A 13,413-nucleotide genomic window follows, 5' to 3' on the forward strand; every position below is an offset into this window, starting at 1 on the left:
CCAGATTTATCTGGGCTTTTTCGTATTCTCTCAAAGCTCATTATTACGCAGCTCGGGAATATCCGTCAGGTATTGCACAAACTCCACCTCAAAACCCGCCGGATCTAAAAAGTAAACATTGCGACGATAGGGATTATCCATCCCGTCTTTGGCAATAGCAAAGCCCGCCTTCTGCAAGCGCTCTATCACCCCATCGATATCCTGAGTGACATAGGCGAAATGCGCCAGGCCGGGTTGATGCCCTTCCAGATCACGATTAACCCCCTCGCCGTTATCGCTCAGGGCAACGTAGTGGTAGTCATCACCAAAGTGCAGCCAGTTGCGCGGTTTACCGGACCAGGTACCTTCGCCCTTGCTGCGTACCAGCCAGTGCGGGAAGGCGGCGCGATAAAAACGCAGCGACTCATTGATATCCGTGACCACTAAATTCACATGCTCTAAGTACATAGCTCTCTCCTAATTTGGTTTTCATTTTTTAACTTAGGAAAGACTTTAAAACCTCAACTTAAGTTAAGGTAAAGTGCAAAATGAAAAAAAGCGCCCATCAGGCGCTTTAAAATTATTCGAGAAACAGATGCTTGAGTTACTCGCCGGCTATCTGCATTTGCTCAATAAGCACTGAGCCTGTAAGCACACCACCGCGCGGGTCGATGTCACCACCTATGCCGACTATGCCCTTAAACATGTCTTTCAGGTTACCGGCTATGGTAATTTCACTCACCGGATACTGAATTTCGCCGTTTTCAACCCAGAATCCGGCAGCTCCGCGGGAGTAATCACCTGTCACTGTATTAACGCCCTGGCCCATCAGCTCGGTCACCAATAAACCACGACCCATCTGCTTCAGCAGCGCCTTTAAATCCTGGTGCGTTTGTTCCACCAGCCAGTTATGAATGCCACCGGCGTGACCGGTTGCCGTCATGCCCATTTTGCGGGCCGCATAGCTGGCCAGAAGATAGGTTTTTAGCTCACCGCCGTGAATAATTTCACGGTCCTGAGTTTTTACCCCTTCTGAATCAAAGGGTGACGAGGCAAAGCCTTTAAGCAAGTGCGGGCGCTCACTAATATTAACTATATCGCTGAACACCTTAGTATTTAGGCTATCAAGCAAGAAGCTGGATTTGCGATACAGGGCGCCACCACCAATGGCTCCTACTAGGTGGCCAAACAAGGAGTTAGCCACATCGGCACGGAAAATCACCGGTACCTTCATGGTGCCCAGCTTTTGGCTATTTAATCGTGCCAGGGTTTCGCTGGCCGCTTCCAGGCCCACTTCGCTGGCCGCCTTTAAACCGCTTTGCTCACGGGCTATGGTGTAGGCCGAGTCGCGTTGCATTTGCTCCCCTTCCTGACCTATCACCATGGTGCTTATGCTATGGCGGGTACGGGGGAAACCAGCCAGCATGCCATGGCTGTTACCATATACGCGCAGGCCCTGATGGCTGCTGAAACTGGCGCCATCGGAATTCACTATGCGCGGGTCGAAGTTTAACGCCGCGTGCTCCGCTTCCTGACAAATTTCAATGCCTTGCTCCGGCGTTACCTGCCAAGGATGATAAAGGTCCAGATCCGGCGGGCTCATTTCCAACAATTCGGCATCGGCCAAACCATTGCAAGGGTCTTCCGAGGTGTATTTGGCAATTTCAATGGCCTTTTCCACCACGGAACGCAAGGCTTGTGGACTGAGGTCAGCGGTCGATGCCGAGCCCTTTTTATTACCCACATAAACACTGACACCTAGGCCACCATCTTGGTTAAATTCGATGGTCTCGACTTCGCCCAAACGGGTGCTCACCGACAAGCCGCTGGTGCTCGACATAGCCGCTTCGGCCGCCGTGGCGCCGAGCTTTTTGGCCTGCTCTAAGACTTCACTGACGGCCTCTTTTACTTCGTCGATTTGCTGGTAAATCGCCGCAGATTCGTTTTCTTGCATAATTCGTTTCGCTCTTGAATCTAATGACCCTAGCCTACCACAAAGCCTCACACTAATTTAGCGTCAGTTACGCTTTGTTATTTGTTTCTGTCTTACGGGCGGTGCTGTCGCGATTTTATCTGCGCAATTTTCCGACCACTTAGCCAAACGAATTGGTATAATAACGACAAAGTGCATTATTCGAGACCAGTATGGCCAAAAAACCGCAACCCGAAGAAGAGATTATTTACGTATCTAAAAGCGAGCTTAAGCGCGATGCCATGGAATACCATGAGCTAGGCATAGAGATTGCCAACCTGTCTAAAAAGCAACGCGAGAAGCTTCCGCTTAGTCCCGACTTGGAAGCTGCGATGGAACTGGCCGACCGTTTAAAGGATAAAAAGGACGCCTACCGTCGACACTTAAACTATATTGCCAAAACCCTGCGCAGCACCACCAATGTCGAAGACATTCACCAGGCAATGGCTATTATCACCAATAAGAACAACCAGAAAGATGTGATCATCAATCATATCGAGCAAACTCGTGATGATCTTATCGCCCAGGGCGACGCCGGTCTTAATCCCTTGCTGGAGACCTACCCGCAATTGGAACGCCAACGCATGCGCCAGCTTATTCGCCAGGCGGCGAAAGAGGTTAAGCAGGAAAAGCCGGGCAAGGCCTTCAAAGAACTATTCCAGATCCTTAAAGATCTGATGCTTTAGAGCCGACGTCTTAAAACGCAAAAAAGGCAGCCATGGCTGCCTTTTTTGCGTTGTTTACCTACCTTAGGCGGTACCGCCCACGGTAAGCTGGTCAATTTTCAGCGACGGCTGACCCACGCCAACCGGTACGCTCTGACCGTCCTTACCACACACGCCCACGCCCTTATCCAGCTCAAGGTCATTACCGACCATGGAGATTTGCTTCATTACCTCAGGGCCGTTACCTATCAGGGTCGCGCCCTTAATCGGCGTGGTGATCTTACCGTTTTCGATCAAATAGGCTTCGGAAGCCGAGAACACAAACTTACCCGAGGTAATATCTACCTGACCGCCGCCGAAGTTAGGCGCATAGATGCCCTTATCGACCGAGGCGATAATATCCGCCTGTGAATGTTCACCGGCCAACATATAGGTGTTGGTCATACGCGGCATGGGCAGGTGAGCATAAGACTCACGACGACCATTACCAGTAGGTGCCACCCCCATCAGCTTGGCATTATGCTTATCCTGCATATAGCCCTTAAGGATACCGTTCTCAATCAGCACGTTATAACCGGCAGGCGTACCTTCATCATCGATATTTAATGAACCGCGACGATCGGCCATGGTGCCGTCATCAACCACGGTACAAAGTTCGGAGGCCACCTGTTGACCTATCTTACCGCTAAAGGCCGATGCCCCTTTGCGGTTGAAGTCACCTTCCAGGCCATGACCCACGGCTTCATGCAATAGCACGCCCGGCCAGCCTGCGCCCAATACCACGGGCATGGTGCCCGCCGGAGCATCTATGGCTTCAAGGTTTACTCGCGCCATGCGCACCGCATCCTCGGCGTAGTGCATCCAACGCGGCTTACCTTCGACCAGCTCTTTAAAGTAATGAAAATCTGTGCGACCACCGCCGCCGGCACCGCCGCGCTCACGGCGTTCACCCTTGGTCAGCAATACGGAGCAGTTTAAGCGTACCAGTGGGCGAATATCCGTGGCAAAGGTGCCATCACTGGCGGCAATCAAAACCTCTTCATAAACCGCTGACATGGAGCTGACCACCTGCTCAACCTCTGGAGCCAATTGACGGATATAGTCTTCCACTTCATGCAGCAGGGCCACCTTGTCCGCATCCTTCATGCTTTGAATGGGCTGCATGGGCTCAAACTGACGCTTTACATCCTGCTCGCTAAAGACTTGTACCTTGCCATCCTGACCAGCATCGGCAATGCTGCGCGCGGCCATGGCAGCATTATTAATGGCCTCAAGATTGATAGCATCGGAATAGGAAAAGCCGGTTTTCTCGCCGCTGATGGCGCGCACGCCAACACCACGCTCAATGTTGTAGCTGCCTTCTTTTACCAGGCCATCTTCCAATACCCAGGACTCGTTATAGCTGGACTGGAAATACAGGTCGGCATAATCCACCTTATGCTGGTGAATATAGGCCAGGGCTTTGGCGAGATCATCACGGTCAAGATGACTCTGGGTTAAGAGATTGTGCTCTACTTGGCTCATAAAATTACTTTTCTCGCTTGGCGGTGAGCGGCCATCGGCATGCGCTCACGGCATTGATTTAATTCGTTGCTGTCGAGGGCGGCGCTTATCCACCCTTGGCCATGATCTAGCTCGGCGAGGATCTCGCCCCAGGGCGACACTATCACACTGTGACCATAGGTTTCGCGGCCATTATCATGGCTTAGCTCGGTGCCATTACGGCCATATAAACCGGCGGCCACCACATAGGCCTGGCTTTCGATGGCGCGGGCCCGCAACAAGGTGTGCCAGTGGGCACGCCCGGTGGGCACGGTAAAGGCACTGGGAACAAGCAGCACATCGGCGCCTTGTTGCACTTGCGCCCGATATAATTCACTAAAGCGCATATCATAACACACACTGAGTCCCAGCCGGGCAAAAGGCGTGTCGGCCACGACGACTTGCTCGCCAGGCTGGGTATGCTTGGACTCGCGATAATTGCCCGTGCTGTCGGCAACGGTGACATCGAAAAGGTGAATTTTATTGTACTGGGCGCGCTCGACGCCTTGGTTGTCGATAAGCAAGGAAGCGGCATAATAGCGACCACTGGTGCTCATCACGGGCAGGGTACCGGCGGCCAGCCAAATATTTTCCTCACAGCAGAGCTGTGCCAGACGTTGACGCCAGGCTTGATGCTGCTCGGCCACGGCCAGCACCTGCTCGCTTTGTTTGGCAAAGCACAGCCAGCTTTCAGGTAAGCACACCAGAGCGGGACGCTGCGGCGGCAGTTCGGCTATCAAGGCCTGTACCGCGGCAAAGTTCACTTCCGGGTCGCTTTGAGCACACACTTGCAAGGCATGAATAATCACTGTGGTTGTGGCTCCAGATCGCCCTCTTCTGGCGGTTCATTTTGCGCCGCCTGAGGCAAGGTCACTTCACGACTCTTACGGTCAAGCTCAATCACCTCAGGGTCACTCATGGGGCCACGGATCTTAAACTTAATCTCGGAGATCACCCGCGCCGAGTGGATCACCTTATCCAGCGCTAAAGCTGCTAGGCCCGTTACCGGGTTAACCATCCAGGCCACAATCACCGGCAGGCTGGAGGTTACCTGCGGCGCCACCGACAAATCGTAATTAAGAGTCTGGTTATTCAGATCCGCATACCCTTGAATACTTAAATCTGCCGGCACACCATCCATTTTCGTGTCCTTGGTATAGGCAATACCGCTGGCCAGCTGCATGCTGCCTTCCATGCTATTGTAGAAAAAGCCCTTGGCGAAAACATCGCGAAAATCCAGTTTCAGTTTACGCACCAGTGAGTCCAGGCTTAGCAATGAAAATACCCGGGCGCCGCCGTCGCTGATCTCGCTTAAATGCCCTCCCCCTAGACGCCATTCGATATTGCCACCCAGGCTGGCGATATCGAAATCATAGGGCGCTCCTCGCCAGTGCAAGGCAAAATCCATGCTGGCGTTAGAGTCCTGAACCGTGGAGGTAATATCGAATTCATCGAACAGCTCGCCGATATCATCGCTTTTAAACTCACCTTGAAGCGCCGTTTGCCCGTCTCGCCAGATACCATCGGCACGTAAGGTATGCTCGCCCTTATCGACTAGGATATTGTTAATATTAAGTTGCTGGCCATCCCCTTCAAAAGCCATGCTTACCTTATCCAGCTGGTATTGATTCAGGCGACAGTCGTCGCAGTCAAAGCGCACCGCCGGTAGACGGGCTAGCCAGCTAAGGTCTTCCTCAGGCAGCTCAAGCGCTTGCTCTGCCAATGCATTTTCCAGCTCGTTCTGGGGCTTTTGTTCCGTAGGCACATTGGCTCGTAAGTAATCGGATTGAATATGAATATCGCGCTGCTGCTCCCCCGTAGGGATATCAACACGCGCTCTTAATTCCTTGGCGTTCAGCTTTAAATCCATGGCACCTGGCGTTGGAGTCAGAGTAAATTCCAGCTCGTTGAAGGGCACTGGGCCCAACTGCGCCTGGCCTATCTGCCCAACTACCTTATTGAATTTGGGCATTACCGAGTTGCCGCTCGCAGGGCGACTCGAAACATTGATAATATTGTCGATAACAGGTTGCCAGGCCAACACATCCGCCTTGGGCAGGTTTACCGTGACATCAAAGCCCTGCTGATTCAGGCCAAGGTTTTGCTCACCGACTATCAGGTGAGCGCTGCTCATCTGCCCACTGCCATTATCTAAGATGCCATTGAAATACAGCTGACCATCGAGCTCAGCCATAATTAAGTTAGAAATATCATCGCCTTGGATCAGCGCATTAAGAGGTAATACCTCTTGTGCCTGTTTGTTATAGGGTGCCGGTAGGCTACTGCTGATGCCGATCAGATCGCTTTGTACATGGGCCTCATAATTAAAGCCTTGCGCACCGAATTTCAGTTGAAGCTGAGCATTCAGCGGCGTTTTCCCTTGCAACTGAGGCGCCAGCAAGCCATTTAGGTGCTGCTCTAGCTTGGCAGTATCCGCCTCCAGGCTCAGCTCAATATTGGTGTTATAGCTGTCACCTTCCTGCGCCCCTAACAGGCTGATGGTGAGCGGCATGCCCTGCCAACTGGCACTGGCCTCTTTAATCTCAATGTGATCATTGGCAAAGCTCAGACGACCACGTAAGTCTTCGAGGTTTAAACCGGGCTGAGCCAGATACACAGGGTTGCCGGCAAATTCCACATCGCCCTTTGCCAGCACACCACCGTCCTTAAGGTCGATTTGCAGCTGTAACTGTCCGGCAATACTGCCCTTTGCCTGAATCACATCAAATACGGTCGCCAGTGGCTTAGCCAATGGCGTATCGGCAAAAAACGGCTGTAATTCTGGGGCGTCGACCTGCTCGTCAATATCGATAAACAGGGTATCGGCATTGAGCAAGTCTTCCAGGTAGACATGCACGCTGCTGTCCAGGCTTAAATTTAATAACTCCCCTTCCCGGCTGTAGATATCCATGCGCTGATTATCAAAGTTCAGGCTCACACCTATCTCGTCAAGGGCTGGCCACTGGGGGGCGAAGGCGAATTTGGCGTTGTCGACTTCGGCCTTAACAACAAAGCGGCCCTGATTTTCTGTATAGGGAAACTCGGCAATCGGCCCCTGCATCAGCACCTGAGCAAAGCGCATGTCACCGCCCTTAATGGCGCCATTGAGGTAGTCGATCAAATTTTTGTGCATATAGGGCACGGGAAAATAAGCCCCGGCGCTGGCGGCGCTGCCACCGCTGATCTCAGCATAGAGGTCAAGATTAGGCTGAGCCTCTAGGTGCAAGGCAAATTCGCTCACCAGTTGCAGGTCGTCATTGTTTAAGCGCACATTATCGCTTTCAATCGACCAATAATCGCCATGGTTATAAAAGGCAATTTCCGCCACCAGTTGTTGATAGGCCAGCGGCTGACTAAAGGTGTCGCCGGTAAGCAGGTGATTATCACTCCCCTGTACGCTTAGCAGGCCTTTTTCATTGGTAATATGCGCTGTGGCACTGAGGTCTTGCGCCCCAGGAATACCATAAATGCCGGACCAGCCGAGATGCTCGGCGGCAAACCATAAGCGCCATTTATCGGCATTTTGCCAATGGAAATAACCTTCATTGATAAAGCCTTGCGGCTGGATGGACAGCAAGCCTTGTAGGGCCTCGCCCTTGGCCAAACGAGCAAAGGTGGAGACCATGGAGATATCCAAATCCTGCACCCAGACCTGTTGCTCATCGCTAAACAAGCCATCGAAAATCAGCGGTGACCATTGGAACTGCTCGTCGCTAAGCTGCAGTCCGGATGTACGCACACGCCAGCCCTTGGCTTGCGGGTGAATTCGTACCATGCCTTGCTGCAATTCAAGGTATTCATCCTGCTCGCCATTACGCCAGGATAACTTGCTCGGATGGGTTAACAGCTGCACATCGGTCAGGCGCCCACCGGCAAAATGCAACCAGGATTCAATGTTTAAATCCGACTGCAGCTCTTTAAGTTCGGGGTGCAAATAGTCGTTTAACCAGCCGGAAACATCCAGACCTTGAGCCTGCACATAAAGATCCCCATACACCCCTGCCAGGGTTTCACCGGATAGCTTAAGCCGTGCTTCCAAAGAGTTCTGTTCAATGCCGGGCAGGCTTACCTGCCCCTCGGCATAATGCCCGTCGATGCGGTTTTCCCACACCAAATTTTCTAACAAGATTCTATGATTACGATTATCCAGGCTGATGATATTAAGCTCGCTCTCCTCTATGGCAAAATGCCCTGAGGCGCCGAGGAAGAGGCTCTCGATCAGCGCTTGCTGCTGTGAGTTATTATTGCTTTGCTGACTGGCAAACAGTTGCCGAGCGTCAATTTTGGCCTTAAAGCCATTAAGCACAAAATAGTTAGAGCGTAATTGTCTGTGCAGCAGGGATTGCCACAAATTGATGTGGAGGCGGGTTTGCGCCACGCTGACGCTGATGGGGGCTTGGGCGTTATCGGCAAAGCCCACTTCGTTAACCACCAGGGCCGGGCCATTGCCCTGCCAACTGGCACTAAGCGAACCTATGGAGATATCGGCATTAAGCTGCTCGCCAAGAAACTGCTCGACCTCGACACGGTAATCGTTGGCATAAGGTAAGCTGTATTTTAGCAACGACACAAGCACGGCCAACAGCACTAAAATTATGGCGCTGAGTTGCCAAATTTTTGTGACGCAAAAAAAGCAAACCGACCTGGCGTTCACTACATCATCACCACATCGAACTGCTCTTGGCTATACAGGTTTTCGGTTTGAATAATCACTTGTTTACCAATAAAGAGTTCTAGCTCGGCAAGATTGTGATATTCATCGTTTATCAGCGCTTCACTGACGGCCGCTGAGGCGTACACCATAAATTTGTCGGCATCATAGGCGCGGTTGACGCGCACAATCTCACGGAGGATTTCATAACAGACGGTTTCCACCGTTTTCAACGAGCCCCGACCGGCACAGGATGGACACACACCGCAGAGAATATGCTCCAGGCTTTCCCGGGTGCGTTTGCGGGTCATTTCCACCAGCCCCAGTGCCGATAAGCCATTGATATTGGCCTTGGCTCTATCCTTAGACAACGCCTGCTCTAAAGAGTGCAATACCCGCCTTTTGTGCTCATCGGAGATCATATCGATAAAGTCGATAATTATGATGCCGCCCAGATTACGCAGTCGCAACTGACGCGCAATGGCACTGGTGGCTTCGATATTGGTGTTGAAAATCGTTTCTTCGAGATTGCGATGACCGACAAAGGCGCCGGTATTCACATCCACCGTGGTCATGGCCTCGGTCTGATCGATAATAAGATATCCGCCGGACTTCAGCTCTACCTTGCGGTGCAGTGCCTTTTGAATTTCGTTTTCGACATCAAAAAGATCAAAAATGGGGCGCTCACCTGGGTAGTATTCCAGCACTTTATGAAGGTGCGGCACAAACTCTTCGGTAAAGCTCACCAGCTCCTGATAAGTCAGCTTGGAGTCGACACGAATGCGCTCCATATCCTCGCCAACGTAATCACGCAGGGTACGAAACGCCAGCTTTAAGTCTTCGTGCAATATGCTTTCTTTACGCGTCTTTTTACGCTTATCGACTATTTTCAACCACAGCTTTTTAAGGAATTCGGCATCGTGCTTAAGCTCGTGCTCGCTCGCCCCTTCGGCGGCGGTGCGCACAATAAAGCCACCATTTTCATCATTATACTGAGCCACTATGTCTTTTAAACGCTGGCGCTCCTCATCGCTTTCGATGCGCTGCTGACGCCCACGTGTGTGGCGTCCGGCATAAACACCAGATAACGTGAAGGAATGGTGATGTCCGTGGTTAATCGGGCACCCTTGGTGCCGATAGGGTCTTTAACCACCTGCACCATAATATGCTGGCCCTGACGTACCAACTCGCGAATATCCTGCACCTTTTTCACCGGCTGCTCGTCGAGGCCGTCTTCAAAGGAGGCGCTGTTGACTATGTCGGAAGCGTGTAAAAATGCTGCTTTATCTAGGCCGATATCGACGAAGGCTGCCTGCATACCGGGCAATACGCGACTCACCTTACCGAGATAAATATTACCGACGATACCGAGATTGCCGATGCGCTCAACCTGGATCTCTTGCAGCACGCCATTTTCTATTAAGGCGACGCGACTCTCACTGGGAGTCACATTGATAAGTAATTCTGAGCTCATGCTAAAATTCAGCTAGTAATTTTTGTGTCTCATACAAAGGTAACCCCATCACCGCAAAATAGCTACCGCTAAGGTGGGTGACAAAAGCGCCCGCACGCCCTTGAATGCCGTAGCCTCCGGCCTTGTCATAGGGTTCACCGCTGTGCCAGTAGGCGGCTATTTCCGCCTCGCTCAGGGTCTTGAAAGTGACCTGAGTGCTGACCACCACACTGCTTGTATGCTCTGTGTCTGCCAAAGCCACCGCGGTCAAAACCTCATGGCTGCGGCCACTGAGCAGCCGCATCATGGCAGCAAAATCATCAAAATCATGGGGCTTACCCATGATTTGTTCGTCGCACACCACTACTGTGTCACTGCCAAGCACAGGACGGTCATGATAGCCCAGGGCAACGCCGGTCTCCGCCTTAAGACGAGCCAGACGCTCCACCAGCGCCAGAGCGCTTTCACCGGCCAAGGGACGTTCGTCCGCATCCACGGAAAACTGTTCAAATTCAACGCCCAGTTGCGCTAAAAGCTCGCGGCGCCGGGGCGACTGCGAAGCAAGATAAATTGGCTTCATGATTAACGGATCCGAAAATGACGGCGGTATTTACGCAGCAACAGGAACAACCAAGGCCAACAAATGGCACCGGTTAACACCGGCCACAGGTATTGCGGCGAAAAGTAGACATCCAAAAGAAAGTGATGGAGCCAGAACTGCAGCAGATGATGCAAGGCCAGGAACACGGCTACTAATAAGCCTTGCTGCCAAATGGAAAAATTACGCAGCTTTTGATAATTACTGGCGGTAATGTAAATGGTCACCGCATAAGTCAGCGAATGCACTCCAAGCGGAGAGCCGGTGGCCAAATCAATGATCAAGCCGGTTAGCCAGGCGGTGCCTATATTGACGCGATGCGGCAAGGCTAATGACCAATACATTAAGACCAAAAGCACCCAGTCGGGACGAAACGCTTCCATGGAAATCGGTAAGGGCATTAGCGCCATTACCAAGGAGAAAAAGACGCTTAAGATAATGAGCCCATATTGCTTACTCATCGATCTTTACCTCTTGCATCTGGGGTGTATCGGTTAACACCAGCAATAGTCGAATGCGGTCGAGCTGCGCCACCGGCTGCGCGTAGATTTGCGCAAAGGGGCGACCCTCATCACGATTGATATGGGTGACCACGGCAACCGGATAACCTTCGGGAAAGCGCTCGCCAAGCCCCGAGCTTAACAACACATCACCGATACGAATATCCAAGCTGTGAGGCACATGAGAAAGTTTAACACTGGAGATCTTACCCATGCCTTCAACCACTGTGCGCACATTGTTGCGCAGCACCCGCACCGGCGTGGCATGAGTGGTATCTGTCAGCAACAAGACACGACTGGTACTGGCGCCGACCTGGATCACCTGGCCGACCACACCCAACTCATCTATTACCGCCAAGCCTTCACGCAGGCCATCCGAGGTTCCTTTATTGATCACCACCTGGTGACTGTAAGGATTCGAGTGCACGGATAAAACCTGGGCCACCAGCTTACCTTGCTGCTGTCGTGGGTTTGAGCCTAATAAGGCGCGCAGCTTTTCGTTTTCCTGCACCAAAAAGGCATATTGCTGCAGCTGTTCACTTTGCAACAATTGCTTGTTTTTCAGGGCTTCGTTTTCCTTTAGCAGTTGTTCACGAGAGGTCAGATTTTTAGCACTGGTCGAAAGCAGCTCATAGGGAAGATTGGCCAGGTATAACAAGGGGCTGACCAGGGTATTAAGCGAGGTACGTACTGCTGTGCCGCCACTGGTGTAGCGATCACCAAGAATAAGAATAACACTAAGCACAACTGCGATGGTTAATCGCAGTTGCATTGAAATAGTGCGACCAAATAATAAATTCATTAGTCGTAGCTAAATACGTCACCACCATGCATGTCGATCATTTCCAGGGCCTTACCGCCCCCACGCGCAACACAAGTAAGTGGGTCGTCGGCTACCACAACCGGAATACCGGTTTCTTCCATTAGTAAGCGATCCAAGTCTTTCAGTAGTGCGCCACCGCCGGTCAATACCATGCCGTGAGCAGAAATATCCGATGCCAACTCTGGCGGCGATTGCTCCAGCGCCACCATTACCGCACTTACTATGCCCATCAATGGCTCTTGCAAAGCTTCGAGGATCTCGTGTGAGTTCAGAGTAAATGAACGCGGTACACCTTCGGCCAAGTTACGGCCACGTACTTCCATTTCTCTTACTTCGTCGGTCTTAAATGCCGAACCTATCTCGTGCTTGATCTGCTCCGCCGTGGCTTCACCGATCAGGCTACCGAAGTTACGACGTACGTAGTTGATAATGGCTTCATCAAACTTATCACCACCGATACGCACCGATGAAGAATACACCACACCGTTCAGTGAGATAATGGCCACTTCTGTGGTACCACCACCGATATCGACCACCATGGAACCCGTTGCTTCAGATACCGGCAGACCGGCACCAATGGCTGCCGCCATCGGCTCTTCGATAAGATACACCTCACGAGCACCAGCACCCATGGCCGACTCGCGAATGGCGCGCTTTTCAACCTGAGTGGCACCACAAGGCACACAAATTAGAACGCGTGGGCTTGGGCGCAAGAAATTGTTGTTGTGCACTTGCTTAATAAAGTGCTGCAGCATTTTTTCGGTAACATAAAAATCGGCAATAACACCGTCTTTCATAGGGCGAATGGCTTTAATGTTGCCTGGGGTACGACCCAGCATTTGCTTGGCTTCCGTCCCTACCGAAGCCACACTTTTAGGTCCACCAGCACGCTCTTGACGAATGGCTACTACTGAAGGCTCGTTAAGGACGATACCTTCTTCTTTAACGTAAATCAGGGTATTCGCTGTCCCCAAATCGATCGATAGATCGTTGGAGAAAAGACCACGGAGTTTCTTGAACATGGGACTGGTTGACCTTTGAAAATTCTTATTATCTGAAAGCTTGGGACACTTTACCAATGCAACTGCGTCGCGGCAACATAAAGCTTGCATTGGTCTCTAAAAAACAGCACATTGAGCGCCGTAAATGCAAAACTTTGATGACATCTGTCGACATACGCATAAAGTAGTACATTTAAAAACTTACCCGCGGCAAGCCTAGTATAACCCC

General features: G+C 51.6%; 10 protein-coding genes and 1 pseudogene. 1 reads left to right on the plus strand and 10 read right to left on the minus strand.

Features of this window, described 5'->3' with window-relative positions; all coding sequences use genetic code 11:
• Positions 1-30: 30 nt before the first annotated feature.
• Positions 31-447, minus strand: a complete 417-nt coding sequence (locus tag C2M24_RS10990; RefSeq protein WP_105214888.1) for a VOC family protein — start codon at positions 445-447, stop codon at positions 31-33.
• A gap of 136 nt (positions 448-583) precedes the next feature.
• Entirely contained in the window at positions 584-1,933 is a 1,350-nt protein-coding gene (gene pmbA / locus C2M24_RS10995) for a metalloprotease PmbA (protein WP_105214890.1), read from the minus strand.
• Between the two features lie 191 nt (positions 1,934-2,124).
• On the opposite strand from pmbA, the gene yjgA reads away from it, so the two are divergent.
• Positions 2,125-2,637: a ribosome biogenesis factor YjgA gene (gene yjgA, locus C2M24_RS11000; RefSeq protein WP_105214892.1), complete on the plus strand. Its 513-nt coding sequence runs from the start codon at positions 2,125-2,127 to the stop codon at positions 2,635-2,637.
• A gap of 63 nt (positions 2,638-2,700) precedes the next feature.
• Here yjgA and tldD read toward each other — a convergent pair whose 3' ends face one another.
• From tldD to C2M24_RS11040, 8 genes and pseudogenes are all read right to left on the minus strand, one after another.
• Complete coding sequence (tldD, locus tag C2M24_RS11005; protein ID WP_105214894.1) at positions 2,701-4,140, minus strand: metalloprotease TldD; 1,440 nt, start codon at positions 4,138-4,140, stop codon at positions 2,701-2,703.
• Positions 4,137-4,964, minus strand: a complete 828-nt coding sequence (locus C2M24_RS11010) for a carbon-nitrogen hydrolase family protein (RefSeq protein WP_442792516.1) — start codon at positions 4,962-4,964, stop codon at positions 4,137-4,139. The genes tldD and C2M24_RS11010 overlap by 4 nt, the downstream gene beginning before the upstream one ends.
• Positions 4,964-8,812 carry a YhdP family protein gene (locus C2M24_RS11015; protein WP_105214898.1) on the minus strand — a complete coding sequence of 1,283 codons (3,849 nt, stop codon included), beginning with the start codon at positions 8,810-8,812 and terminating at the stop codon, positions 4,964-4,966. Before C2M24_RS11015 ends, C2M24_RS11010 begins: the two co-directional genes overlap by 1 nt.
• Positions 8,812-10,283, minus strand: a pseudogene (gene rng / locus C2M24_RS11020) (ribonuclease G). The gene C2M24_RS11015 and the pseudogene rng overlap by 1 nt, the downstream one beginning before the upstream one ends.
• Position 10,284: 1 nt before the next feature.
• The gene (locus tag C2M24_RS11025) at positions 10,285-10,842 is read right to left on the minus strand and encodes a Maf family protein (protein WP_199774427.1); all 558 of its coding nucleotides are present in this window, start codon (positions 10,840-10,842) and stop codon (positions 10,285-10,287) included.
• Between the two features lie 2 nt (positions 10,843-10,844).
• Positions 10,845-11,321 (minus strand): rod shape-determining protein MreD, encoded by a 477-nt coding sequence (mreD, locus tag C2M24_RS11030; protein WP_105200037.1) that lies wholly within the window; start codon positions 11,319-11,321, stop codon positions 10,845-10,847.
• The gene (gene mreC, locus C2M24_RS11035; protein WP_105214900.1) at positions 11,314-12,162 is read right to left on the minus strand and encodes a rod shape-determining protein MreC; all 849 of its coding nucleotides are present in this window, start codon (positions 12,160-12,162) and stop codon (positions 11,314-11,316) included. The genes mreD and mreC overlap by 8 nt, the downstream gene beginning before the upstream one ends.
• A complete protein-coding gene (locus tag C2M24_RS11040; RefSeq protein ID WP_105200035.1) occupies positions 12,162-13,205 on the minus strand; it encodes a rod shape-determining protein in 1,044 nt (347 codons plus the stop codon). Before C2M24_RS11040 ends, mreC begins: the two co-directional genes overlap by 1 nt.
• Positions 13,206-13,413 lie beyond the last annotated feature (208 nt).

Source organism: Pseudoalteromonas sp. T1lg22 (assembly GCF_002964645.1).
Classification (GTDB): Bacteria; Pseudomonadota; Gammaproteobacteria; order Enterobacterales; family Alteromonadaceae; genus Pseudoalteromonas.

Excerpts from the sequence above, each read along its gene's own strand:
- C2M24_RS10990 (WP_105214888.1), bottom strand. The coding sequence starts at position 447 with ATGTACTTAGAGCATGTGAATTTAGTGGTCACGGATATCAATGAGTCG.
- pmbA (WP_105214890.1), bottom strand. The coding sequence starts at position 1,933 with ATGCAAGAAAACGAATCTGCGGCGATTTACCAGCAAATCGACGAAGTA.
- yjgA (WP_105214892.1), top strand. The coding sequence starts at position 2,125 with ATGGCCAAAAAACCGCAACCCGAAGAAGAGATTATTTACGTATCTAAA.
- tldD (WP_105214894.1), bottom strand. The coding sequence starts at position 4,140 with ATGAGCCAAGTAGAGCACAATCTCTTAACCCAGAGTCATCTTGACCGT.
- C2M24_RS11025 (WP_199774427.1), bottom strand. The coding sequence starts at position 10,842 with ATGAAGCCAATTTATCTTGCTTCGCAGTCGCCCCGGCGCCGCGAGCTT.
- mreD (WP_105200037.1), bottom strand. The coding sequence starts at position 11,321 with ATGAGTAAGCAATATGGGCTCATTATCTTAAGCGTCTTTTTCTCCTTG.
- mreC (WP_105214900.1), bottom strand. The coding sequence starts at position 12,162 with ATGAATTTATTATTTGGTCGCACTATTTCAATGCAACTGCGATTAACC.
- C2M24_RS11040 (WP_105200035.1), bottom strand. The coding sequence starts at position 13,205 with ATGTTCAAGAAACTCCGTGGTCTTTTCTCCAACGATCTATCGATCGAT.